Below are 23,318 nucleotides of genomic sequence, written 5' to 3'. Positions count from 1 at the left end.
TTTTGCGTATCATTCCTCTACGGGGTCGGGGGGGGCGGCCTTTATGGGGGGGGGGCGCCCCGGGCCGGGCCCCCGGGCCCCCAGCCCCGGGGCCCGGGGCCCCGCTGCGGCGTTGGTGCGCGCAGGGCGTCAGTCGCCGGCGGGAACCTCGTAGAGCCGGCTGCCGCTGACGGACGTGGACCCTTCGTAGTTCGAGATCGTGAACGTGATGTAGCCGGTTTCGGCGATGTCGAGGTCGATGTCGACGCACTTGCCGTTGCCGGGGTAGTAGTGCCGGTTGCCGCTGTACGAGCCGCCGTTGATGGCGTAGTTCACCACCGGGTGGTGGTTGGGTCCGGTGTCACAGACCCAGAGGTGCTCGCCGTAGGGCGCGAAGCAGGCGAAGGCGCCGCCGTCGTACGAGTGACCGCCGAAGCAGGCCGAGGGCGGGCTCGCCGCCGCCTGCGCCGACGGTGCCGCCGCCGAGGCCGGCGTGGCGAACGTCAGCACCGCGCCGACGGGGATGGCGAGCGCCGTCGCGATTCGTCCGAGCTGCATGGGAACCTCCTGTGCGAGTTGCCCCGGACGTCCGGGGTATCTGCGTCGAAGGCTGCCGGCGCGGGTGTGCGCGAACCTTGCGCGGAGGTTGAATCGCCTGGTGAACGGTGGCCCGGGCGTCAGTTCGGCAGGTACGCCGAGCGGGCCTGGCTCACCTCGGCGGCCTGGCGCTGCCGCCACCGGCGTTGGCTGTCCCGGTTGCAGGCGCGACACGTCCGGCGGTATCGACCCGTCGACTCGTCGATCTCGCGGTCGTGCCCGTTGCGGCAGGTCGGGCCCTGCGCGCGGGTGCGGCAGTTCTCGGCGCGGCTGACCTGCCGCAGGTGGGTGGGTTCGATGCAGTCCTTCACCGGGCAGAGGTGGTCGACCTCCAGATCGGGGCGGTAGCCGCCGACGAAGACGACGTACGCGGCGATGTGCGCCCAGGCGCGGCCCGCGACCTTCTGGTGAACGCCGCGCCGCGTGCCGTACCCGCTGATGATGAGGCAGCCGTCGTCCTGCCGCGCCGAACGCCGCAGGAGATGGTCGCGCAGACTGGCCTCGGTGAAGTGTCGGGACAACCCCTTGACCTCGCTGAGCACGGCGTCACCCTATCGGAGGCGTGCGGCGTGCTCGGGCAGGTCGACGTCGGTGTCGTCGGCGACGTCGGCGCAGTCCACCAGTCGTACGGCTGCTGCGTGGGCTCGGAGGTAGTCGCGTGCGCCCCGGTCGCCGGTCGCCGCCTCGGCGACTCCGGCCCAGTGGTCGCGCCCGAGCAGCACCGGATGTCCGCGTCGCCCGTCGCGGTAGGTGGCCATGGCGAGGGATCCGGCGGTGGCGTCGCGGGCGACGCGGCGTACCGCCTCGGGGGTCAGGTCGGGCTGGTCGACCAGGGTGACCACGACGGCGGCGGCCGGGCCGGACGTCAGGGCGTCCAGCCCGGCCCGCAGCGACGAGCCCATGCCCGACGCCCAGTCGCCGTTCACCACCACCTCGGGTAGCCGGGTGCGGGCGCGTATCTGGTCGGCCTGCGCGCCGAGCACCACCAGCACCGGTCGGCAGCCGGCGGCGGTGAGGAGGTCGGCGGCGTGCTCCACGAGCAGGCGGCCACGGTAGGGCAGGAGGGCCTTGGGTTGGCCGAGCCGTCGGCCGGCGCCGGCCGCCAGGAGGAGACCCGCCGTGACCATGGTCAGAGCCTAGTCCGCACGACCGGCGGGCGCCCCGCGTGCCGGGACGCCCAGTCGCGCGTCAGCGCGCCAGCCACTCCCGGTACGAGGTGGGCGCGAGAACGGCGTCCTGCTTGCCGGTGAGCACGTCACCGGGGGCCGCCGCGAACATGCCGGCGGTGTCGTCGGTGGTGACGGTCCGCTGGTCACCGCGCGCGGCGAGGGTGATCCGGCCCAGCTCGTCGAGCCCGAACACGTCGGGGCCGGCCACGTTGCGGATGCCCTGAAGGGGTGCCCCCACGCTCACGTCGGCGACGGCCTGGGCCACGTCGGCCGCGGCCATCGGCTGCACGGGGGTGCTGGGCAGGCGTACGCCGGTCTCGTCGGCGGTCCAGGAGATGACCGCGTCGATGAACTCGAAGAACTGGGTGGCGCGGACGATCGAGTACGGCACCCCGCTGGCCTTGAGGATGTCCTCCTGAAGCACCTTCGCGCGGTAGTAGGCCAGGTCGGGCACCTGGTCGACGCCGACGATCGACAGGACCACGGCGTGCCCGACGCCGGCCTGCTCCGCAGCGGTCAGGAGGTTGTCCATGGTGGTCTGGAAGAAGGCGGGGGAGGCCTCGTCGAAGGTCGGCGAGTTGGTGAGGTTGACGACGACGTCGACGTCCTTGAGCGCCTCGGGGAGGCCCTGCCCGGTGAGGAGGTCGACTCCGGTCGACTGCGAGTGCCCGAACGTGTCGTGCCCGGCGGTACGCAGGATCTGGACGACCTGGGAGCCGATCAGGCCCGTCCCGCCCATCACAGCGATCTTCATGTCCGTTCCACCTTCCGTGTCCCGTTCGTCCCGGCCCCCCAGTGGCGCCGCCAAACTCGGACCTCTTATGTCCGAGAACTATACTCGGACAAGAACGATCCGAGTATCAGGGGTGGCTAGGGTGAGGCGATGAAGATGTCCGGCGGTGTCGAGTGGGCGCTGCACTGCTGTGTCGTGCTCACCACCAGCAGCCGGCCCGTCCCGGCCGCCCGGCTCGCGGAGCTACACGACGTCTCCGGCAGCTACCTCGCCAAGCAGCTCCAGTCGCTGGCCCGCGCTGGGCTCATCCACTCCGTGCAGGGCAAGTCCGGTGGCTACGCGCTGACCCGCGCGCCGGAGTCGATCAGCGTGCTGGACGTGGTGCACGCCGTCGACGGGCCGGGTCCGGCCTTCGTGTGCACCGAGATCCGTCAGCGCGGCCCGCTGGCCACCCCGCCCGCCGACTGCACCGGCGCGTGCCCGATCGCCCGCGCCATGTGGGCCGCCGAGACGGCGTGGCGCGACGCCCTGGCCGGCATCACGATCGCCGACCTCGCCCGGGACGTGGACGTCGACTCCGGCCCAGAGGCCCTGGCCACCGTCCGCGCCTGGCTCACCGGCGACCCCGCCGGCTGAGCGTTCGGCGGCCGCGACGTGGCTCAGCCGGCCCGGCGTACCTCGGTGTCCCAGATCTCGGCCCACGGACGCCGCAGCCCCCGGCACACGTGGATCGGGCCGCCGTTCTCGTCGTTGGCCACCTCGACCCGCTGGTCCACCCGCCCGGCCAGCACACACTGCTCGAACCAGCCGTTCAGCACGTCGGGGCGCTCCCAGCCGACCGCGATGACCACGTCCGCATCGGCGGGCGGGCGGCCGAAGTCGAGCATGCTGTTGTGACCGGAGTACGCCCGGGGCAGCCCCCGTGCCGGCCCGTAGCGCGCGACCGCCCCGGCCTCGCCGTAGTTGGCGGTGAGAACGACCGCCCGCGCGCGATCGGACTCCGGCAGGCCACGGTGGACGGTGGCGAGCGAGTCGGCGAACGCCGGCCAGCCGATGGTCTCGCCGGCGTCGTAGTTCACGTCGACCACGAAGGCGGGCAGCCGGTCGGCCGGCAGCACGGGCAACAGCAGCACGATGCTGGGCAGCAGGAACGGCACCGCGCCGACCGCGAGCACCCCCCGCCGCAGCCACGCCGAACCACGCGACGCCCAGGCGGCGGTCACCACCGCGCCCGCCGCGACGAGCGCCAACAGCAGGGGAGCGTCGTAGTAGCCCTTGCCGCCGGTCACCAGGACCACACCGAACACGACAATCCAGGCCCAACCCACCGCCCGGTACGACCGCCACGTCGGCCGGCGCAGCAACGCGACGAGACCGGCGATCCAGATCGGTACGGCGTACGGGCTGATGATGAGGAACTGGAGGGTGAACGCGTCAAGGCGGCCGCTGTAGGAGCTGTCCCCGTCGGAGATGGACGCGGCCACGCCGAGCTGCGGAAAGCCGTGCGTCGCCTGCCAGATCAGGTTCGGCGCGGCCAGCACCAGGGCGATCGCGGCGGCGGCGAGCACCCTGCGGTCGCGCAGCAGCCCACGCGGTCCCGCGATCAGCACCCCGGCGAGCAGGCCCACGGCCAGCAGCGCCGGCAACAGCTTGTTGAGCATGCCCACGCCGAGCACCAGCCCGAGCGGGAGCGCCCACCGGGTGTCGCCGGTGCGCAGCAGTCGCACCGCGCACCACGCCACGCCGAGCCAGACCACCAGGTCGACGGTCGTGGTGCTGAGCAGGTGCCCGCTGGCGAGCACGATGCCGGAGATCGCGGCGAGCACCGCCGCGAAGCTCTGCCCGCCCCGGCCACCACTCAGCTCCCGGGCGATGGCGGCGACCAGCAGGACCGCGCCCCCGGCCAGCAGCGCCGACGGCGTCCGGAGGACCACCAGGTTGCCCGGCGCGATCTCGTCGAGCAGTCGGGCCAGCGCGGGGACCAGCGGGCCCTGGTCGACGTAACCCCAGTCGAGGTGCCGACCGCAGAGCAGGAAGTACAGCTCGTCGCGGTGATAGCCGTAGCGCCCGGCGAGCAGCAGCAGCGTCACGCTGGTCGCGGCGGCCACCAGCCACGGACCGCGCGTGGGCGCGCCGGGCGCGGGTGGCGTCGCCGACGGCGGCTGCTGGGTGGGCCGGTGCGGTCGGTCGACATCGATCGCGGGCTCGCTCACCCGCTCATGATGACCGGCTGCGTCGCCGCGTGGGTGCCCGTGCCGGGGTTCGGGATCGTCCGTGTGCGGGTGGTGGGGACGAGTGCGAAGATCAGCTTTGTCACTCGGACCGAAAGGACGATATGCGCTATCGCAATCTGGGCGCCACCGGCACGGTGGTGTCGACCCTCTGTCTGGGCACCATGACCTTCGGCGCGGAGACCGACGAGGAGGGCAGCTTCGCGCAGCTCGACCGGTTCGTCGAGGCCGGCGGCACCTTCCTCGACACCGCCGACGTCTACTCCAGGGGCATCTCGGAGGAGATCGTCGGTCGCTGGCTGCGGGCCCGGCCCGACGTACGGGACCGCCTCGTCATCGCCACGAAGGGCCGTTTCCCGATGGGCCCGGGGGCGAACGACGCCGGCCTGTCCCGGGTGCACCTCACCCGCGCCCTGGACGCGAGCCTGCGGCGGCTCGGCGTCGAGGCCGTCGACCTCTACCAGGCGCACGCGTGGGACCCACTGACGCCGCTGCCCGAGACGCTGCGCTTCTTCGACGACGCGGTACGCGCCGGCAAGATCCGCTACGCGGGGGTCAGCAACTTCACCGGCTGGCAGTTGCAGAAGGCGGCCCTGCTCACCCAGCACCTCAACCTCACCCCGATCGTGACGCTGCAACCGCAGTACAACCTGCTGGCCCGGGAGATCGAGTTCGAGCTGGTGCCGGTCTGTGCGAACGAGGGCATCGGCATCCTGCCGTGGTCACCGCTGGGTGGGGGCTGGCTGAGCGGCAAGTACCGCCGCGACACCACGCCCACCGGCGCGACCCGGCTCGGGGAGAACCCGGAGCGCGGCGTCGAGGCGTACGCCGGTCGCAACGGGCAGGAGCGCACCTGGCAGGTGCTCGACGCGGTCAGCCAGGTCGCCAAGGACCTTGGTGCGTCCATGTCGGCGGTGTCGCTGGCCTGGCTGGCGGCCCGGCCGGCGGTCACCTCGGTGATCCTCGGCGCGCGCACCATCGAGCAGCTCGACGACAACCTGACCGCCGCCGACCTCGCCCTGACCGACGAGCAGATGCGGCTGCTGGACGAGGCGAGCGCGCCCCCGGTGGGCGACTACCCGTACGGCGGGGCCGGCGTTCGGCAGCGTGCGCGCGACCTGCCGAGCGGGTCATGATTCCCTTCCCCGAGCCGACCGCGCCGGCGGGCAGCCGCACCGAGGTCTTCCTGCGCTACCTGGACTACTTCCGCGAGTCGGTGGTGGCCAAGGTGTCGGCGTTGGACGAGGCGGAGCTGCGCAGCAGTCGACTGCCGTCCGGGTGGACGTCGCTGGAGCTGCTCACGCACCTGCGCCACGTCGAGCTGCGCTGGATCGAGTGGGGCTTCGAGGGTCGGGATGTCGCCGAGCCGTGGGGTGATCGTCGGGACGACCGCTGGTACGTCGCTCCCGACCAGGCCCGCGACGACCTGGTGGCGGCGCTGCGGGCGCAGGGCGCGCACACGACCGCCGTGGTGTCGGCGCACGACCTGGCCGAGATCGGGGCGCCGGGCCCGCGCTGGGACGGCGCGGACCCGGCGTCGTTGGAACGGGTGCTGTTCCACCTGGTGCAGGAGTACGCCCGTCACCTCGGCCACCTCGACGTGGTCGCCGAGCTGGCGGGAGGCCCGACCGGGGAGTGAGGCCGCCCGGCCGATAATGGGCCGATGCCGCTGCTCGTCACGCCCGCCCTGCCCGCCGGGGCCCTCGCCGCCCAGGAACAACCCCACCTTGAGGTACGCCCCGGGCTGGCGCTGCGGCCGTGGCGCGACGACGACGCCCCGGCCGTCCGTACGGCGTTCGGCTGCCCGGCGATCCAGCGGTGGCACGTGCTCCGGCTCGACGACGACGCCGAGGCCAGGGCGTGGACGGCACAGTGGACCGGTCGGTGGCGTGCCGAGACGGCCGTGAGTTTCGCGATCGTCGACGGCCACGACCGGCCGGTCGGCCAGACGGGACTGCGGGACGTGCTGCTGAGCGAGGGGTCAGCGCAGATCTCGTACTGGCTGCTGCCCGAGGCGCGCGGTCGGGGGATCGCCACCGCGGCGCTGGAGGCGCTGACCCGGTGGAGTTTCACGCAGGCCGGGTTGCACCGGTTGGAGCTGAACCACTCGACGGCCAACGAGGCGTCGTGCCGGGTCGCCACGCGGGGCGGCTTCACCGTGGAGGGGGTGGCGCGTCAGGCGATGCGGCACGCCGACGGCTGGCACGACATGCACCAGCACGCGCGACTGCGCACCGAGGGGCCGATCGGCTCAGCGGGGCTGCGCCCAGCCGACGAAACGCGGGGTCAGATCGGGTAGCGCCACGTCGGGGTTGAGCGTGGCGAGGTCGGCCTCGGCCTCCCTCTGGACCGCCGCCAGGTGCGTCAACAGACCCGGGCGGTCCTCGCGGTAACGCCCGAGCAGGCGCAGCTTCGCGGTCGAGCACGGCCACAGGATGCCGCAGACCGGGCAGCGCCACGACGGGCGCAACGGGGAGTGCGCCTTTTCCTTGTGCGGCACGGCTGTCCTCCTCATCGGCTGGTGGAGGCGGGGGCCGCTTCTGATCACGGAAGCGGCCCCCGCCGCGAACGCGTCCGCCGGGTTCGGGTCCCTGCCGGCCGCGCCGTCGATACCCCACTTTGCCGGGAGTCTCTGGACAACCACACAGCGTTACGTAATCTCCTTGGCGCAGCTCATTTGCCCCCAGGGAAGGAACGGCATGAACCACGCCTTTGTCGCCGCGCTCGCCGAGGCGGGTCACACGGCCGAGAGCCTCGCCGACCGGATCGGTGTGCACCCGAAGACCGTCGCCCGGTGGGCGAACCCGGGCCACGTTCCCCAGAGTCGACACCGCGCGACCGTCGCCGAGCTGCTGGCGCGCGACGCCGAGGCACTGTGGCCGGACGCCCTTCGTCGCCGCGAACCCGTGTGGTTCCGACCCTGGGTCGACATCGAACGCGAGGCGGTGACGCTGCGGTCGTTCCAGTTGGCGTGGGTGCCGGGGCTGCTCCAGACCGAGGCGTACGCGCGGGCGACCCTGGCCGGCGGCGTGCTGACGGCGGACGCGGTCGACGAGTTCACCGAGGCGCGGCTGCATCGGCAGTCGATCATCGAACGGGACGCCGAGGGACCGCTGCTCATCGCCCTGCTCGACGAGGGGGTGCTGCGCCGCCGCGTCGGCGACGACCGGGCGTTGATGGCGGCGCAGCTCACCCGCCTGCTCGGCTACGTCGAGACGGACACCGTCCAGCTTCAGATCGTGCCGGCCGACGCCCCCAGCTATCCCGGGCTCGACGGTCCGTTCACCATCGCCGACCTGCCGGACGGCTCGCGCCTCGCGCACGTCGACAGCGCCGCGCAGGCGCAGATCCTCGATGCGCCATCGGAGCTTGTTAGCCTGGAGCGGCGGTGGGAGCGGATTCGCGGCGAGGCGCTGCCCCGGGGACGTTCCCTGGACCTTCTCAGAGAAGCGGCGGGATCATGGACATGACCGGGGCGCGGTGGCGCACGAGCACGAGAAGCGGTGGCAACGGCGGCGACTGCGTCGAGGTCGCCGACAACCTTGCGGGCGTGGTGCTCGTCCGTGACTCGAAGGACCGCGACGGCGCGACCCTCACGTTCCGCCCGGACGCCTGGCGCGGCTTCGTCGCCATGGCCCGCGCCGCCGGCTGACCGTCCACATCGGCCCGGGTACGGGCGCACCGAACGCGTCGGCGGCCGGAGACCCTGCGTCTCGCGCCCACGCCATCACCGCCTTGAGCCGGCAATGAACGCCGGCCTGCTCATGGACCTCGCGGTAGCCTCGGCTGCCGCGTTCGCGTTGGCATGGCTGTCGGCGGTGGCCGGCTTCGGCGGCGGGGTACTCCTGCTGCCGGTGTTCACCGCCCTGTTCGGGCTGCGCACCGCCGTGCCGGTACTCACCGTGACCCAACTTGCCAGCAACGGCAGCCGCGCCTGGCTCAACCGCCACCACCTGCACTGGCCGATCATCGGCCGGTTCGCCCTCGGCGCCGTACCGTTCGCCCTGGCCGGCGGGTTGCTGCTGGCCACCGCACCCCTTGCCCCGCTGAGAGGCCTCCTCGGCGCGTTCCTCCTCGCGGTCGTGATCTGGCGGCGGATCAACCCCCACCCCCGTAAACCCACACCCCGGGCATTCGTCGGGATCGGAGCGGCCTCGGGACTCGGGTCAGCGCTAGTGGGCTCGGTCGGCCCGCTGACCGCCCCGTTCTTTCTCGCCTACGGCCTCGTCCGCGACGCCTACATCGGCACCGAAGCCACCTGCGCCCTGATCATGCACCTGACCAAACTCGCCGCCTACGGTGGCGGCGGGCTACTCAACCCGAACGTGCTGTGGCTCGGCTTGGCCCTCACTCCAGCCACCCTCACCGGAGCCTGGTTCGGCAAACACACCATGAGTCGGATCAGCGAACGACTGTTCGTCCTCCTCGTCGAGGTCGGCCTGATGGCAGCCGGCATCACGTTGATCATCGCCGGGTAGCTACCAGCCACGCGCGAAATCCGTTGCCCGCCGACCACGGGTCGACGATGCTGGCGCGCATGGATCAGTGACCAGTGGCGCACGTGCGAGACCACGGCGGGTTCGAGTGACCTCCCCGCCGTCCGCCATGCCACTCGAAACCCGCGCCGCAGGACCGGTGCGGGTTTCGGTCCGCGACGTGATCTACCACGTCGCGCCAGCCGGAGACACCCGGCTACCTGCCACTGGATCCAGGAGGCCCTTCGGCGCCTCCCGCCGAGACCTTGGAATCACCGAAGCCATGAACGGTTTCCGCTCTGTCCGCATGCCGGCTTTCGTCCACACGGACCCGCCTCCCTTCGAGTTCGACGCCTCAGGCGTCTTCTCGCCGTCACCGCTGCCCCGCACCCAGCGGGCCGCCCCCGGGGTGGACCTCGCCGCGGCGGACCTCTCACCACGATCGTTTCCACCGCTGATCGCTGACCCGATCTTCCTCAACCTCGAAACGAGGACCAGCAGGCCGGCGACAGCGCGGCTGGGCGTGTACCCCGGAAATCGCCTGGCGGCTCCCGTACGCCGATGGGAGGGTGACCGGCATGACTGCACACGCACTGGCCGGGGCCCTGGCCGACGACGGACGGCGACGGATCTTCGCGGCGGTCGCGTTGGGATCGACGAGCGTGGCCGAGGTCGTGCAGCGCTCCGGCTTGGTCGCGCGGGTCGTGGGCACCGGCCTCGGTCGGCTCGCCGCTGCGGGCCTCATCACCGGCGGTGACGGCACGCTCGCGGTCGACGAGGCGTCGCTGCGAGCGGCGGCGCGCGACAGCCGCCCCGCCGACGACACCGAGTCGACCGAGGACCCGGTGCTGCGCACCTTCCTGCGCGGGGACGTGCTGGTCGGCATGCCGGCGCAGCGCGGACGGCGGCGGGTGCTGCTGGCCCACATCGCGCAGCGGTCGTTCGAGCAGGACACCCGCTATCCGGAGCGGGCCGTCGACGACGCGCTCAAGCCGTGGTGTGCCAGCGGCGCGTCGGACCACGCCACGTTGCGCCGCTACCTGGTGGACGAGCGGTTGCTGACCCGTGATCAGGGCATCTACCAGCGGCCCGCCGCCACCGCGGACAACACGTGACCACGGCCGTCCGAGCGCAGTGGTCGACCAGTACCGTCTGGCCCGACCATCCGGACGCGAGACTCCTGCTGCGCGAGTACATGACCGAGATGGTGGTGCGCTACTACGACCGCCCCGAGCGACCCGGCGAGGTCGACGCCGCGCTCGCCGAGATGCCCAGCGACGATCTGGCGTACCCCGGTGGTGTGCTCCTGCTCGCCCACCGCGGCGCGGACCTGGCCGGTTGCGCCGGACTGCGGTGGCGGCCCGAATTCGCCGAGCTGACCCGGGTGTTCGTGCGGCCCGCGCACCGCGGCACGGGCGGAGGGGCCGCGCTGTTGGCCGCCGTCGAGGCGCGGGCCCTGTCCGCCGGAGCGGACCGGATCCGCCTGGACACCCGCTCCGACCTGGTCGAGGCGCGCGCGTTGTACGCCCGGCACGGCTATGTCGAGATCCCCGCCTACTCGCAGGGCCCGTACGCCGAGCACTGGTTCGAGAAGGAGTTGACGGCCGGCTCGGAAGGCGCTAAATAAGAAGGAGGAAGTTGAGTCGCCTCGACTCAACCATCACCTTCGGCCAGGAGAACCGAGGAGGCATGACCATGTTGATGCGCACCGACCCGTTCCGCGAGGTGGACCGGCTCGCCGAGCAGTTCTTCGGTACGGCGGCCCGTCCGGCGACGATGCAGCTCGACGCCTACCGCGACGGAGACTACTTCTACGCTGCGTTCGACCTGCCCGGCGTCGACCCCGACACCATCGACTGCACCGTCGAGCGCAACGTCCTCACCGTCCGCGCCGAGCGCCGCCGACCCGCCGGGGACGGGATCGAGCTGGTCGCCGCCGAACGTCCGATGGGCACCTTCACGCGGCGGCTGTTCCTCGGCGACACCCTCGACACCGACAAGCTGGAGGCGGGCTACGAGCACGGGGTGCTGACGCTGCGCATCCCCGTCGCCGAGCGGGCCAAGCCGCGCCGGGTCACCATCACCGCCAACGGCAACGCCCGCCGCCAAATCAACGCCTAACCCCACCCCCGCCCCCCACCCACCCCGCTCCACCCCCTCCGCTCCGGCGATCATGAAGTTATTGCCACGACACGCCGAACCAGCCGGCAATAACTTCATGATCGATGCGACGGATGGCGGTGGGGGGAGGGGGCCGGGGCCGGGGGCGGCGATCTTGCGCTTTGGGTTGTTGTGATGACCCGGTATGTACTTCATGTCGCCGCAGAAAGTGCAAGATCAACGCCTGATGCACCGCCTCGACGGCCGGCGCCCGCACCACGGGTGCCGGTCGTCGGCGCGCGAGGAGGCCGGGCGTCGGCGCGCCTGCGTGGCAATCCCATCCGCTGCTGAGAACCTTTTTCACATGGTGTTCTCCGACGCGCCCGTGCTTCCCCGCGCCACCGCCCGACCGGCCCTGCCGAGCGCGCCGATGGACGTCACCGAGGCGTGGCTGCGCAACCGTCGACTCTCCGAGCACACCCGCGACGCCTACCGGCGCGACGTCGCCGCGTTCCTCGGCTGGTGCGCCGAGCACGACCTGGATCCGCTGCGCGCCACGTTCCTGCACGTCAACGAGTACGCCCGCGCGTTGGAGTCCACCCTCGTGGTGCGCAGCGGCCGACCGTTGACCCCGGCGACCGTCGCACGTCGGCTGTCCGCCCTGTCGAGCTGGTACGACTTCCTCGTCAAGCTCGGTGGCGTACCCGCCAACCCGGTCTCCGGCGCGGACCGTCCTCGCGTCGACCGCGACCACTCCGCCACCATCGGCCTCACCCCCGAGGAGGTGGACGCCCTGCTCACCGCCGCCGACGCCGAGACCGGCCCGACGGCGGCGCGCAGCCGGGCCGCCGTCGCGCTGCTGGCCGACCTGGGCCTGCGGGTCGGCGAACTGGTCTCGTTGGACCTGACCGACTTCGGCGCCGAACGTGGGCACCGCAGCGTGCGTTTCGTTGGCAAGGGCGGCAAGCAGCGCCGCCGCGCCCTCACCCCGGGCACCGCGTACGCGGTCGACGCGTACCTGGCGGAGCGGGCCGCCGCCGAAGGCGTGCCGGTGACGCAGCTGAGCGGGCCGCTGCTGGTCACCGCCAGCGGCGCACGACTCGACCGGCACTCCGTGTTCCGGATGGTCCGTCGCCTCGCCCGGGCCGCCGGCATCCCGGCCTGGGCGCGACTGTCACCGCACTCGCTGCGACACGCGTTCGCCACCACCGCCCGCTCCGAGGGTGTACCCCTCGAAGACGTGCAGGACGCCATGGGACACGCCGACCCGCGCACCACCCGCCGCTACGACCGGGACCGGCACAACCTCGACCGCGACCCGGCGTACGCGGTGTGGGCCGCCCGGTCGCGCCGCCGCGCCTGACCGTCGGACCCCCGTCGTACGGTCGGCGGATGAGATATGGCCTGGAGATCCCCTGCGGCGGCGGCGACGTCGCTGTCTCCACCCTCGTCGAGCTGGGTGAGCTGGCCGAGCGCGCCGGCTGGGACGGGGTGTTCCTGGAGGACTATCTCATCCACCACTTCGGCGACGACCCGTCCACGTACGACCCGTGGCTGCTGCTCACGGCTATCGCGGGTCGCACCGGGCGGGTGCGCCTCGGCACCACCGTCACCGCGCTGCCCCGACGCCGCCCGGCGAAGCTGGCCCGCGAGGTGTTGACCCTCGACCACCTCAGCGCCGGCCGGGCCACGGTGGCCGTCGGCGTCGGCGACCCCGGCGACCGGGGTCTGGCCGCGTTCGGCGAGCCGACCGACGTGGCCGTCCGCGCCGCGATGCTCGACGAGGGCCTCGACCTGCTGACCGGCCTGCTCAGCGGCGAACGGATCGAGCACCGGGGCGTGCACTACCGCGCCGAGAACGTGGCGCTGCGTCCACCGCCCGTGCAGTCGCCCCGGGTGCCCGTGTGGGTCGGCGGCAGCACGCAGGCTCGGGCGGTGCGACGTCGCGCGGCCCGCGCCGACGGCATCGTGCCGTACAAGCTGACCGACACCGACGGCTGGGCCGATTTCACCCCCGACGAGGTCCACGAGCTGGTCGAGGCGCTGCCGGCGACCCGGGCCGACGGTCAGCCGTTCGACGTGGCGATCGGCGGCCGGCGTCGCCGGCCGGACGAGCGCGCCGAACGGGCCTACCACCGTGACCTGGCCGCCGCAGGGGCGACCTGGTGGCTGGAGTACGTCCCGGTCGGCGATCCGGCGGCGATGCGCGAAGCGGTGGCGCGCGGCCCACTGCGCTGAACAGCGCGACCGTCGGCCCGCTGACCGGGCGCGGAGCGTCGCGCCGCTCAGCCCTGCGGTCGGCGGCAGAGGCAGAACGGCTGGCCGACCGGGTCGAGGAGCACCACCCACGTCTCGCCGGGCTGGAACTCCGGCTTCGACGCGCCCGCGGCCACGAATTCCTTCTCGGCCACGGCCAGGTCGTCGACGTAGAGGTCCAGGTGGTAGCGCTTCTGCCCGGTCGGGTCCGGCCAGGCCGGCGGCGCGTAGCCCTCGACCAGGCCGAATCCGATGGACACGCCACCGTCGCGGATCATCGCGTACTCGGCCTGGCTGTGGGTGATCTCCCAGCCCAACACCCGGTGGTAGAAGGCGGCCTGCGCGGCCGGGTCGGAGCTGTCCAGATTGACCATCGCGAGGTCGGCGGTTGTTGTCATGCCCGCAGTCTGCCCGGCACCCCCGACAAACTCCGTCGACCCGCTCAGCAGAGCAGGTCCAGGTGGTGGTGGGCGTCCCCGGCGATGTCCTCATGCCGCAGCCACCGCCGCGCCCACAGCCGGGCCGCCAGCTCCGCCTGCTCGTCACCCCACGCGGCGTGCTCCACGAGCAGCGCGGCGGTCAGCGCGTACGCCAGACGCAGCGCCAGCGCACGGGCGCCCGCGATGACCGTCGCCCCGCCCGGGTCGGCTGTCACCATGGCGATGGTGTCGCTGAGCTGCCCGGCGACGCCGGCGAGGGTGTCGGCCAGCGCGGGCGACAGCGGTCGGGCCAGGTCGACGGCGGCCGTCAGCCGGCGCAGCAACGGCGTCCCGGCGTCCTCCCGGGTCAACGCGCGCAGCACGTCCAGGGACAGCACGTTCGTGGTGCCCTCCCAGATCGGCAGCACCTGCGCGTCGCGCAGCAGCCGGGGCACCCCGGTGTCCTCCACGTAGCCGGCGCCGCCGAAGCTCTCCACGTACTCGCTGGCGGAGCTGACGGCGAGCCGGCCGGTGGCGAGCTTGGCCAGCGGCGCGACGATGCGCAGCTCGGCGACCGCCTCCGGGTCGGCGCCGACCTCCACCCGCCCGAGCAGCGCGAACGCGTGCCCGGCCAGGGCGAACGCGCCCGCCGCGTCGACCGCGAGGGTGCCCAGCGTGGCGCGGTGCAGCGGCGAGGACGACAGCGGGCCGCCCGCGACGTGACGCGTGTCGGCGAACGCGCGGGCGTAGGCGAGTCCTCGTCGCATCCCACCGGCAGCGGCGGCGGCGTTGTGCACCCGGGTCACCACGACCAGCGTCATGGCCCGGACCAGGCCGGGCACCGCCGGGTCGCCCAGCGGCACCGCGTACGCGTCGCGCAGCCCGATCTCGGCGGTCGGCAGCGCCCGGGTGCCGAGCTTGTCCTTGAGCCGGTGTACGACGACACCGGGAGCGGGCGCGTCCGCCGCCGCGCCGGTGGCCAGCGGAGAGTCGACCGCATAGCGGGGTACGAGGAACGGGGCGAGCACCCGGCTGCCCCGCCCGGCACCCTCGGGACGGGCCAGCGCCACCGCCATCGCCGCGTCCGCTGCGGAGCAGAACCACTTCTCCCCGGTCAGCCGCCACGAACCGTCCGCCGCCGGCCGGCCGATCGTGCTCGACCGGCCCAGATCCGAGCCGCCCTGCGACTCGGTCATCCACTGCCCGCTGGTGATCGCGGTGTCCGGATCGGTGGAGGTCAACCGGGGCAGCCACGCGTCGCGGACACCCGCGTCGACGTCGGGCAGGCTGAGCAGCGCCGCCGCGCCGTCGGCCATCGCCACCGGGCAGGAGAACGTGGCCGACTCCGGCCCGTACAGGTGTAGCAGCGCATGCTGTACGACCCGCGCGGCAGCGCCCCAGGTGCCCCGCGCGTCGGGCAGGTAGGGCAGCGCCACCACCGCGTGCCGGGCGGCGGCGGCCCGCTGCGCCTGCCAGCCGGCGGACACCTCGATGCGGTCGACGCGCGCGCCCCACGGGTCGTAGCGGACCAGCGTCGGCGGGTGCGCCTCGGCGTCGGCGTGCGCCGCGCGCAGCGGCCCGGTCACGTCGGCGGCCAGGTCGGCCAGGCGGCCCTTCGCGGCGGCGTGACCGGCCGCGCCGAGGTGACGCTCCAGCCAGGAGCGCAGCAGGGCATCACCGGCGTACGGGTCAACAGGGGGTGGTACCGGCTGCACGAAGCGGCTCATCGATCGGCTCCCTGGCGCTACGGGGGTGTGCGCCGACGGTAGACGATGCGTCGCCGCGCCGAAAGAAGGCCCAGTTTCCGGCTTGCCGTGCCTCACCGCGACGACGTTCTCTACGGTCGGTAGTCGTGGGTGCCGGCCAGTCGTGGAGCCGACCGGCCCGGCGGCGCCGCCCGATGCGTGCCGGGCTGGCCTTCGCCGGGTTCGGCATGGCGCTGTGCTGCGTCGGAGTCGCCGGACTGGGAGCGTGGAACCTGCAGACCGTGCGGCAGGCCGCCGGCCCGATCCGGGAGACCGCCGACGGGTTCCTCAGCGAGGTGTCCCTGGGTGACAGCGATCGTGCGTACGAGCGGCTGTGCGCCGACGCCCGTACCCGCTGGAGCGCGATCGGGTTCACCAGTTGGGTGCGGACCCCGCCCATGGTGACCGACTACGAGATCACCGACGTGTCGGTGTCCACCAAGGGTGGGCGTCCGCGCGGCACGGTGACCGTGAAGGTGACCCGTGCCGGCGGCATCAGCGAGGAACGTCGCCTGCCGGTGGTCCGCGAGGGCGGCGACTGGCGGGTGTGCGGTGACCCCTTCTGAGCCGCCGGCCGTCGACCTGGCGCATCCCCGGCTGCTGCGCCGACGCCAGGGCGTCGAGCCGACCACCTCGACCGAGTTGTTCTTCGACCTGGTCTTCATCTTCACGATCACTCAGGTGTCGCACTACCTCATCGAGCATCCGGACTGGCCTGGCGCGGGCCGTACCGCCCTGCTGCTGGCGCTGGTCTGGTTCGTCTGGGTCTACACCACCTGGGTCACCAACTGGCTGCAACCGGACCAGGGACCGGTACGGGCGATGCTGATCGGGGTGACGTTGGGCAGCCTGCTGCTGTCGGCGGCCATCCCGCAGGCGTTCGCCGGCACGGGTCTGCTCTTCGCGGTGGTCTACGTGAGCGTGCAGGTGGGCCGGACCGCGTTCGCGTTGTGGGCGGCGCAGGGCAACCCGTGGCTGGTCGACGGGTTCCAGAAGTCGCTGCCGTGGATCGCCGCCACGTCGGTGCTCGTGGTGGTCGGCGGCCTGGTGAACTCCCCGGCCCGGGAGGTGGTGTGGGCGGCGGTGATCGTGCTCGAGGTGGTGGGCCTGTCGATCGGCTATCCGCTGCCGGGGCGGGAACGCAGCCGCCCCGAGCGGTGGATGGTGGAGGGTGGGCACCTGGCGGAGCGCTGCGGGGCGTTCGTCCTGATCGCGCTCGGCGAGTCGATCCTGGTCACCGGCAGCACCCTCACGTCGCACGTGGACCTGGTACGCGTCGGCGCGTTCGGGGTGGCGTTCGCCGGTTCGGTGGCGCTGTGGTGGGTGTACTTCGCGCGGTCGGCCCCGGCCGCCGCGGAGGTCGTCGCCCGCGCGGGCGCGCGTACGGGGGCGCTGAGCCGGCTCGCGTTCAACTACCTGCATCCGGTGATGGTCGCCGGCGTCGTCGTCACCTCGGCGGGTGACGAGCGGCTGTTGCACGCCCCGGGCGCGACGGTCACCACGGTCACCGCCCTGTTCACCCTGGGCGGTCCGGCGCTGTTCCTCGTCGGGCACGCCGCCTACCAGGCGGTGCTGTGGCGAGCGTTGCCGACCAGCCGGATCACCGCCGTGGCGGTGCTGCTGGCCCTGATACCGGCCTGCGTGGGGCTGGGTGTCACGGTGGTGACGTGCGCGGCGCTGGCAACGGCGGTGACCGTCACGGTGATCGTCATGGACCGGATCCGGGTCCAGCGGGGCACGTCGTGACCGAACCCGTACCGGCCCACCCGCAGTTGCTACGTCCCCGTCGCGGGGTGGAGCGGACCACGTCCACCGAGCTCTTCTTCGACCTCGTCTACGTCTTCACGATCACCCAGTTGTCCCAGTACCTCAGCGAGCACCTCGACTGGCCGGGCGTGGGGCGTACCGCGGTGCTGCTGGGCATGGTCTGGCTGGTCTGGATCTACACCGTCTGGATGGGCAACTGGCTGCGCCCGGACCGGACGCCGGTGCGCGCCACGCTGCTGGTGGTGACGCTGGGCAGTCTGCTGCTCGCGGCGGCGTTGCCCACCGCGTTCGGCGGCGACGGTCTGCTCTTCGCCGGAGCGTACACGGCGGTGCAGATCGGTCGGACGGTCTTCGCCGTGTGGGCCATCCGTGGCCAGCCGTACGTCAGTGACAGTTTCCGCCAGTGCGTCGTCTGGATCGCCGCCACCGGGATGTTGGCCCTCGTCGGCGGCCTGACGCCGAGCCCGGCCCGGGAGCTGATCTGGATCGGTGTGATCGCCGTCGACGCGCTCGGGCTGGCGACCGGATTCCCGGTGCCCGGTATGGGCCGCAGCACCCCCGAACGCTGGGAGGTGGAGGGCGGGCACCTGGCCGAACGCTGCCAGGCGTTCGTCCTGATCGCGCTGGGGGAGTCGATCCTCATCACCGGCGGCACGTTGACGCAGCACCTCGACCGGGCGAGCGTCTCCGCCTTCCTGCTCGCCTTCGCCGGGTCGGTGGCCCTGTGGTGGGTGTACTTCGATCAGGCGGACACGGTCATGCGGGCCCTGGCCGAGGCGGGTGAGCGGGCCGGCCGACTGTCCCGGCTGGTGTTCAACTACCTGCACCCGGTGATGGTGGGCGGCATCGTGGTCACCGCGGTCGGCGACGAGCGGCTGCTGCACGCGCCCGGCCACCCGGTCGGCTGGGCGGACGCGCTGGTCGTACTCGGCGGCCCGGCGCTGTTCCTGGCCGGGCACGCGGCCTACCAGTTGGTGCTGGGCTTCGCCGGGGTGGCCGGCCGGGTCACGGCGACGCTGCTGCTGCTCGCGTTGGTCCCCGGGACGGTCGCGCTGGGCGCACCGGTCGCGGTCACCGCCGGGGCGGCGCTGCTGATGACGGCCGCGGTGATCGTGACCGACCGGGTGTCGGAGCGGCGGGTGCCTCAGTCGCGGGGGCCGAGGTCGCCGCTGCGGTAGTGCCGCCGGCAGAGCACCTGGTAGCGCACGTCGGCGGTGTCGACCGTGTCGCCGATGACGACCTGTTCACCCTCGCGGACCACCCGGTCGTCGACGACCCGGGCGTTGAGCAGCCCCTCCCGGCCGCACCAGCACAGCACCTCGACCTGGATGCGGGCCACCTCGTCGGCCAGCTCGAACAGGCGCCGCGCGGCGGGGAACAGGCAGGACCGGAAGTCGGTGGCGAGGCCGAACGCGAACACGTCGACGTCGTAGCTGTCCACCAACTCGGCCATCTGCTCGACGTGCTCGACGGTGTAGAAGCAGGCCTCGTCGCAGATCAGGTAGTCGACGCGTACCCCGTCGGCCCAGCGACCGCGCACCAGCGCCCGCAGGTCCAGGTCGTCGGTGACCTCGATGGCCTCGTGGGCCAGGCCGATGCGGGTGGTGACCTGTGGACCCAGCGACCGGTCGATGCGGGTGGTGACCAGACCCCGGCGGCCCTGCCGGGCGTGGTTGTAGTTCATCTGCAACGCCATCGTGGACTTACCGCAGTCCATCGGCCCCCAGAAGAACTTCAACGCCGCGGCGTGCACCGGCCGCCCGTCGAGCCCACGCGCGGCCGCGCAGGCGGCGGGAGCGTGCGGCTGGCCGGGGAACGGGTGGGCCAGGCAGGTCGGGGTGGCAGCGGCGTCGTCGGTCACGGTCGGGCAGCCTAGCCGATCGACCGGCCCGGATCTGTCAGGTGCGTCGCACGTGCTCAGAGCACCCGTGGTGGGGTGTTGCCGGCCGCGATGATGGCCCGGCGCATCGGCACCGCCAACAGCAGCAGGAACCCGACCACGAAGAAGCCCACCAGTGAGACCAGGCCCACGCGGTAGGAGGAGGTGAGTTGGAACACGATGCCGAACGCGAGCGGGCCGAGCCAGCTCGTACCCCGGTCGCTGATCTCGTAGAAGCCGTAGTACTCGCCCTCCTTGCCGGCGGGGATGAGCTGGCTGAACAGGGACCGGCTCAGCGCCTGACTGCCGCCCAGGACCAGGCCGATGCAGGCGCCGAGCGCCATGAACGGCAGCGGCGCCTCGGCGGGCAGCCAGAACACGCCGAGGATCACACCGGTCCAGAGCACCAGGCTGATCAGCACCGTCTTGCGCGCCCCGATGCGCCGGGCCAGCGCGCCGAGGAGCAACGCGCCTCCGAAGGCGAGGAACTGCACCAACAGGATCGTGACGATCAGGGTGCTCTGCTCCAGCCGCAGCTCCTCGGTGCCGTACTGGCTGGCCATCGTGATGACGGTCTGGATGCCGTCGTTGAAGACCAGGAACGCGAGCAGGAAGAACAACGTCAGCGGGTACGCCCGGATCTCGCGCAGGGTGTGCCCGAGCTGCCGGAACCCGTCGGTGAGCACGTTGCCCCGCGCGGCCAGGGCCGCTGTCACGGGACGATCGCGCAGCCAGCGCAGCGGCACCAGGGTGAACGCCGCCCACCACACGCCGGCGGAGACGATCGACCAGCGGGCCAGGTCCAGGGTGCGCTGCGGGTTGTCGTCCTCGCTGAGCAGGGAGACCGTGGCCAGGTTCACCGCCAGCAGCAGGCCACCGCCGAGGTAGCCCAGCGCCCAGCCACGACTGGAGATGCCGTCCCGCTCGTCCGGACCACCGAGCTGCGGCAGGAACGAGTTGTAGACCACGATCGCGGCGCCGAAGGAGATGTTGGCGACCAGGAACAACGCGCCGCCGAGCAGGTACCGGTCACCGGTGACGAAGGCCATCGCGATGGTCGCCCCGGCGCCGGTGAACGCGGCCCCGCCGAGCAGGCGCTTCTTGTGCGCCGACCGGTCGGCGATCGCCCCGATGACCGGCAGCGCGAACACGGTCAGGAACACCGACAACGAGATCAGGTACGGGTAGTACGACCCGGCCGCGACCCGGATTCCCAGCGGGTGCACGTACCCGTCGCAGCTGTCCGCGCCAAGCTCGCAGCCGGCGGCCGTCTCGGCGATGGTGGTCAGGAACGGGCCGAGGAACACGGTGATCACCGTGGACTGGAACGCGGAGTTCGCCCAGTCGTAGAGGTACCAGCCCCTGCGCTCGCGGGGGGTGCTCGCCGGAGGCGGGGTGTCGGTCACCGTGGGGGTCACGGTCTCGGCCATCGGGGGTTCCTTCGGTGCTGTTCAGGCGGTCCAGTGGCCGCGGCTGCGGTAGACGTCGCGCAGCACGCCGACGTGATCGGTCATGATGCCATCCACGCCACGATCCAGTAAGTCGTGCATCTGGTCCGCTTCGTCGATCGTCCAGACGTGCACCTGAAGGCCGAGCCGGTGGCAGTAGTCGACGAACCGGCGGTCCACCACCGGCACCCGCCCGTAGCGGGGCGGCACCTGCGCGGCGACCACCGACGGGGGCAGCCGCAGCGGCCGGCCGTGCAGCGAGGCCAGCCGCAGCCGGGCGACTCCCCGCATGCCGAGGCTGGTGGCGACGCGCCCCTCGGTGAGCGCCCGCAGCCGGGCCAGTCGGGCGTCGCTGAACGAGGCGAGCAGCACCCGGTCGGCCGCGCCGACCCGGGTCAGGGTGGCGACCGTCGGCGCCACGCCGCCGTCGGCCTTCACGTCGATGTTGAAGCGGACCTGCGGCCACGCGTCCAGAACCTCGTCGAGCCGGGGTACGACGGCAGCGCCGCCGACGCGTACCGAGGCGAGGTCGGCCCAGCTCAGGTCGGCGATGCGCCCCGCCTCACCGGTGACCCGCGCGAGCGTCGGGTCATGGAAGATCACCGGGACGCCGTCTGCGGTGGCGTGCACGTCGGTCTCCACGTACCGGTAACCGAGCCCGACGGCCCGGGCGAACGCCGCGGTGGTGTTCTCGTCGCCCTCGGCGGCGCCGCCGCGGTGGGCGAACGCCAGCGGCGCGGGCGCGTCGAGGTAGGCGGATCGGTTGAGCACGCGACGCAGTATGCACGCGGCCGATGGAGCGTAGGTGGCCTGCCGGCGACATTCGTCCCCTCGCACCGGCCGCCGATCCTGGCGCCCCCGTCACCCCCGTGGGACGGGAGCGCCAGGTGCTCAGGAACGGGCGGTGTCGGCGCGGACCACGTAGCCACCGGCGAGGATCGGGTACCGGGGTCGCGCGGGCGCCTCGGGTGGCAGTTCCGACTCGGGATCGAGGCAACCGGTGGGTGGCGGCTCGGTCCCGTTCTGGGTCTGGGCGTCGACGATCACGTCAGGCTGCCGTCCACCGTCGATGATCTTGACGTAGTAGCCGTGGTTGCGGACCGGGTCGACGCCGTCGGGCACGATCGCCGTGAACACCGCGACGTTCCCGACCACCCGCAGGCAGGTCACGTCGGCGCGTCCCCGGGCGAGCTCGGTGCCGTCCGGCAGCGCGTGCCGGTAACGGAACTCGCCACGCGTCGACCCGTCGACGGTCGTGACCGCCGCGACGCCGAACCAGATCCGGTGCCCCACCATGTTGGGCTCGTCGTACACGAAATGCCCCACCCCGGCGACCATGGCGGCGGCTCTCGGCGGCGACGTGCCGGTCGGTGCGGTGGGCTGCGCCCACGCCGTCGACGAGCCCGCCGCGACCAGAGTGACTGCTGCCGCCGCTACCGTCCCGGCCCGCGCGTACCTGACCATGGGAAACCCCCTCGCGTCGATGGCTTGACGATCTCCAGCCTCGTCGCAGCCAAGCCCGCCCTGATCCCCGTGCCGAGCCAACCGCCTCCCCTGCCCGGGGGAGCGCGGCCGCCCAGCTGCGCCGATCTTGCACTTTGTGTCGCCGTTATGGACGGCTAGGCCCGCTATGTCGCGACAGAAAGTGCAAGATCGCGGGGGTGGGGGGTTAGGGGGTGCGGCGGTGGGTGCGGGTGGTGTCGATGGGGCGGCCGGGGTCGACGTGGCGGGGGCCGTCGGGTTCGTTGGGGCGTAGGGGAGCGAGGGTGTCCGTGAGGGCGTCGATGATGCGGTTGGTGGCTCGGCGGGCCGCCCCGGGGGTGGTGGCGTTGGACTCGCCCAGGTCGACGGGCTCGCCGAAGTGCACCCGGATCACCGGGCGACGCCACAGGGCGCGGGCGATGCCGCGCAGCATCCCCTTCGGCGCCTGGTAGGGCAGCACCTCGTGGGCGCCCCACTGGGCGACCGGGATGACGGGAGCGCCGCAGGCCAACGCCAGCCGGGCGACACCGGTCTTGCCGCGTTCGGGCCACATGCCGGGGTCCAGGCCGATGCGTCCCTCGGGGTAGATGAGGATCACCGAGCCCGCCGCGACGGCCTCGGCCGCGTCGTCGAGTGCCTGGTGGACGGCGCTGGTGCCCCGGTCGACCCGGATGTGCCCGACGTGGCGCATGGCGGCACCGAGCACGGGGGCGCGGAACAGTCCGGCGGTCGCCATGATCCGTGGGGCGACGCCCCGCTCCCGGCAGGCGGCGATCATGACCACAGGGTCGAACGGGCTGATGTGGTTGGCGGCCAGCACGAGCGGTCCCCGGCGCAGGTGCGCGGGGACGTCGCCGGTGACCTCGAGGCGGGCGAGCAGGGCCACCAGGGCGCGGGCCAGCATGAGGGCGGCCCGCCAGAGCAGTGGTGGCTGCCAGGTCGTCGTGTCCATCAGCGCGCCATCCTCGCACGAGCCGGTGGGGCTGCGAGGGCGAGCGGCCGGAGTGATCAGGGTCATTGGTCCCGGGCCGGTTTGGG

The 23,318-nt window shown here is 72.7% G+C and carries 28 protein-coding genes; 15 read left to right on the top strand and 13 right to left on the bottom strand.

Features of this window, described 5'->3' with window-relative positions; all coding sequences use genetic code 11:
• Positions 1 to 129 precede the first annotated feature (129 nt).
• From ACIA3K_RS00740 to ACIA3K_RS00725, 4 genes are all read right to left on the bottom strand, one after another.
• Positions 130 to 537, bottom strand: a complete 408-nt coding sequence (locus ACIA3K_RS00740) for a hypothetical protein (protein ID WP_396798144.1) — start codon at positions 535 to 537, stop codon at positions 130 to 132.
• Between the two features lie 119 nt (positions 538 to 656).
• Positions 657 to 1,118 (bottom strand): HNH endonuclease, encoded by a 462-nt coding sequence (locus ACIA3K_RS00735; RefSeq protein ID WP_396798143.1) that lies wholly within the window; start codon positions 1,116 to 1,118, stop codon positions 657 to 659.
• A 9-nt stretch (positions 1,119 to 1,127) separates the two neighbouring features.
• Positions 1,128 to 1,703 (bottom strand): NTP transferase domain-containing protein, encoded by a 576-nt coding sequence (locus tag ACIA3K_RS00730; protein ID WP_396798142.1) that lies wholly within the window; start codon positions 1,701 to 1,703, stop codon positions 1,128 to 1,130.
• 61 nt (positions 1,704 to 1,764) lie between these two features.
• Positions 1,765 to 2,499 carry an SDR family oxidoreductase gene (locus ACIA3K_RS00725; protein WP_396798140.1) on the bottom strand — a complete coding sequence of 245 codons (735 nt, stop codon included), beginning with the start codon at positions 2,497 to 2,499 and terminating at the stop codon, positions 1,765 to 1,767.
• Between the two features lie 129 nt (positions 2,500 to 2,628).
• Between ACIA3K_RS00725 and ACIA3K_RS00720 the strand changes: the two genes are divergently transcribed.
• Complete coding sequence (locus ACIA3K_RS00720) at positions 2,629 to 3,114, top strand: RrF2 family transcriptional regulator (RefSeq protein WP_396798138.1); 486 nt, start codon at positions 2,629 to 2,631, stop codon at positions 3,112 to 3,114.
• Between the two features lie 23 nt (positions 3,115 to 3,137).
• On the opposite strand, the gene ACIA3K_RS00715 is transcribed toward ACIA3K_RS00720, so the two are convergent.
• Positions 3,138 to 4,691 (bottom strand): glycosyltransferase family 39 protein, encoded by a 1,554-nt coding sequence (locus ACIA3K_RS00715; RefSeq protein ID WP_396798137.1) that lies wholly within the window; start codon positions 4,689 to 4,691, stop codon positions 3,138 to 3,140.
• Positions 4,692 to 4,813: 122 nt separating this feature from the next.
• Here ACIA3K_RS00715 and ACIA3K_RS00710 point away from each other — a divergent pair, with 122 nt between their 5' ends.
• Genes ACIA3K_RS00710 through ACIA3K_RS00700 form a run of 3 tightly spaced genes read left to right on the top strand, consistent with a single transcriptional unit; the run spans position 4,814 to position 7,008 of the window.
• Positions 4,814 to 5,845, top strand: coding sequence for an aldo/keto reductase (locus ACIA3K_RS00710; protein WP_396798135.1), 1,032 nt, complete (start codon positions 4,814 to 4,816; stop codon positions 5,843 to 5,845).
• Entirely contained in the window at positions 5,842 to 6,348 is a 507-nt protein-coding gene (locus tag ACIA3K_RS00705; RefSeq protein ID WP_396798133.1) for a DUF664 domain-containing protein, read from the top strand. The genes ACIA3K_RS00710 and ACIA3K_RS00705 overlap by 4 nt, the downstream gene beginning before the upstream one ends.
• Before the next feature lie 24 nt (positions 6,349 to 6,372).
• On the top strand, positions 6,373 to 7,008 hold the full coding sequence (locus ACIA3K_RS00700; RefSeq protein ID WP_396798131.1) for a GNAT family N-acetyltransferase: 636 nt from the start codon (positions 6,373 to 6,375) through the stop codon (positions 7,006 to 7,008).
• Here the strand turns inward: ACIA3K_RS00700 and ACIA3K_RS00695 are convergent.
• Entirely contained in the window at positions 6,961 to 7,209 is a 249-nt protein-coding gene (locus ACIA3K_RS00695) for a flavin reductase (protein WP_396798130.1), read from the bottom strand. The two genes, ACIA3K_RS00700 and ACIA3K_RS00695, sit on opposite strands and share 48 nt — an antisense overlap.
• Before the next feature lie 199 nt (positions 7,210 to 7,408).
• On the opposite strand from ACIA3K_RS00695, the gene ACIA3K_RS00690 reads away from it, so the two are divergent.
• From ACIA3K_RS00690 to ACIA3K_RS00655, 8 genes are all read left to right on the top strand, one after another.
• Positions 7,409 to 8,179, top strand: a complete 771-nt coding sequence (locus tag ACIA3K_RS00690; RefSeq protein WP_396798128.1) for a DUF5753 domain-containing protein — start codon at positions 7,409 to 7,411, stop codon at positions 8,177 to 8,179.
• The gene (locus ACIA3K_RS00685) at positions 8,170 to 8,361 is read left to right on the top strand and encodes a DUF397 domain-containing protein (protein WP_396798127.1); all 192 of its coding nucleotides are present in this window, start codon (positions 8,170 to 8,172) and stop codon (positions 8,359 to 8,361) included. Before ACIA3K_RS00690 ends, ACIA3K_RS00685 begins: the two co-directional genes overlap by 10 nt.
• A gap of 94 nt (positions 8,362 to 8,455) precedes the next feature.
• The gene (locus ACIA3K_RS00680) at positions 8,456 to 9,187 is read left to right on the top strand and encodes a sulfite exporter TauE/SafE family protein (protein ID WP_396798125.1); all 732 of its coding nucleotides are present in this window, start codon (positions 8,456 to 8,458) and stop codon (positions 9,185 to 9,187) included.
• Between the two features lie 575 nt (positions 9,188 to 9,762).
• Positions 9,763 to 10,299, top strand: a complete 537-nt coding sequence (locus ACIA3K_RS00675; protein ID WP_396798123.1) for a DUF2087 domain-containing protein — start codon at positions 9,763 to 9,765, stop codon at positions 10,297 to 10,299.
• Positions 10,296 to 10,811 carry a GNAT family N-acetyltransferase gene (locus ACIA3K_RS00670; protein WP_396798121.1) on the top strand — a complete coding sequence of 172 codons (516 nt, stop codon included), beginning with the start codon at positions 10,296 to 10,298 and terminating at the stop codon, positions 10,809 to 10,811. Before ACIA3K_RS00675 ends, ACIA3K_RS00670 begins: the two co-directional genes overlap by 4 nt.
• Positions 10,812 to 10,879: 68 nt before the next feature.
• Positions 10,880 to 11,305, top strand: a complete 426-nt coding sequence (locus tag ACIA3K_RS00665) for an Hsp20/alpha crystallin family protein (RefSeq protein WP_396798782.1) — start codon at positions 10,880 to 10,882, stop codon at positions 11,303 to 11,305.
• 343 nt (positions 11,306 to 11,648) lie between these two features.
• Positions 11,649 to 12,647 carry a tyrosine-type recombinase/integrase gene (locus tag ACIA3K_RS00660; RefSeq protein WP_396798119.1) on the top strand — a complete coding sequence of 333 codons (999 nt, stop codon included), beginning with the start codon at positions 11,649 to 11,651 and terminating at the stop codon, positions 12,645 to 12,647.
• A 29-nt stretch (positions 12,648 to 12,676) separates the two neighbouring features.
• Positions 12,677 to 13,522: an LLM class flavin-dependent oxidoreductase gene (locus ACIA3K_RS00655; protein WP_396798118.1), complete on the top strand. Its 846-nt coding sequence runs from the start codon at positions 12,677 to 12,679 to the stop codon at positions 13,520 to 13,522.
• Positions 13,523 to 13,569: 47 nt separating this feature from the next.
• Here the strand turns inward: ACIA3K_RS00655 and ACIA3K_RS00650 are convergent, their stop codons facing one another.
• Positions 13,570 to 13,938 (bottom strand): VOC family protein, encoded by a 369-nt coding sequence (locus tag ACIA3K_RS00650; RefSeq protein ID WP_396798117.1) that lies wholly within the window; start codon positions 13,936 to 13,938, stop codon positions 13,570 to 13,572.
• 44 nt (positions 13,939 to 13,982) lie between these two features.
• On the bottom strand, positions 13,983 to 15,686 hold the full coding sequence (locus tag ACIA3K_RS00645; RefSeq protein ID WP_396798116.1) for an acyl-CoA dehydrogenase family protein: 1,704 nt from the start codon (positions 15,684 to 15,686) through the stop codon (positions 13,983 to 13,985).
• Positions 15,687 to 15,811: 125 nt separating this feature from the next.
• Between ACIA3K_RS00645 and ACIA3K_RS00640 the strand changes: the two genes are divergently transcribed.
• Genes ACIA3K_RS00640 through ACIA3K_RS00630 form a run of 3 tightly spaced genes read left to right on the top strand, consistent with a single transcriptional unit; the run spans position 15,812 to position 18,649 of the window.
• Complete coding sequence (locus ACIA3K_RS00640) at positions 15,812 to 16,270, top strand: hypothetical protein (protein WP_396798114.1); 459 nt, start codon at positions 15,812 to 15,814, stop codon at positions 16,268 to 16,270.
• Positions 16,257 to 17,450: a low temperature requirement protein A gene (locus ACIA3K_RS00635; protein WP_396798113.1), complete on the top strand. Its 1,194-nt coding sequence runs from the start codon at positions 16,257 to 16,259 to the stop codon at positions 17,448 to 17,450. Before ACIA3K_RS00640 ends, ACIA3K_RS00635 begins: the two co-directional genes overlap by 14 nt.
• Complete coding sequence (locus ACIA3K_RS00630) at positions 17,447 to 18,649, top strand: low temperature requirement protein A (protein WP_396798112.1); 1,203 nt, start codon at positions 17,447 to 17,449, stop codon at positions 18,647 to 18,649. Before ACIA3K_RS00635 ends, ACIA3K_RS00630 begins: the two co-directional genes overlap by 4 nt.
• On the opposite strand, the gene ACIA3K_RS00625 is transcribed toward ACIA3K_RS00630, so the two are convergent.
• From ACIA3K_RS00625 to ACIA3K_RS00605, 5 genes are all read right to left on the bottom strand, one after another.
• Positions 18,616 to 19,332: a thymidine kinase gene (locus ACIA3K_RS00625; RefSeq protein ID WP_396798111.1), complete on the bottom strand. Its 717-nt coding sequence runs from the start codon at positions 19,330 to 19,332 to the stop codon at positions 18,616 to 18,618. The two genes, ACIA3K_RS00630 and ACIA3K_RS00625, sit on opposite strands and share 34 nt — an antisense overlap.
• A gap of 56 nt (positions 19,333 to 19,388) precedes the next feature.
• Positions 19,389 to 20,780 (bottom strand): MFS transporter, encoded by a 1,392-nt coding sequence (locus ACIA3K_RS00620; protein ID WP_396798110.1) that lies wholly within the window; start codon positions 20,778 to 20,780, stop codon positions 19,389 to 19,391.
• Between the two features lie 21 nt (positions 20,781 to 20,801).
• Complete coding sequence (locus ACIA3K_RS00615) at positions 20,802 to 21,569, bottom strand: glycerophosphodiester phosphodiesterase (RefSeq protein ID WP_396798109.1); 768 nt, start codon at positions 21,567 to 21,569, stop codon at positions 20,802 to 20,804.
• A gap of 120 nt (positions 21,570 to 21,689) precedes the next feature.
• Positions 21,690 to 22,262 carry a hypothetical protein gene (locus ACIA3K_RS00610; RefSeq protein ID WP_396798108.1) on the bottom strand — a complete coding sequence of 191 codons (573 nt, stop codon included), beginning with the start codon at positions 22,260 to 22,262 and terminating at the stop codon, positions 21,690 to 21,692.
• A gap of 205 nt (positions 22,263 to 22,467) precedes the next feature.
• A complete protein-coding gene (locus ACIA3K_RS00605; protein WP_396798107.1) occupies positions 22,468 to 23,232 on the bottom strand; it encodes a lysophospholipid acyltransferase family protein in 765 nt (254 codons plus the stop codon).
• Positions 23,233 to 23,318 lie beyond the last annotated feature (86 nt).

The sequence above is a fragment of the Micromonospora sp. NPDC051543 genome, from assembly GCF_044454415.1.
GTDB lineage: Bacteria > Actinomycetota > Actinomycetes > Mycobacteriales > Micromonosporaceae > Micromonospora.
This window is presented reverse-complemented; position numbering and strand designations above follow the sequence as displayed.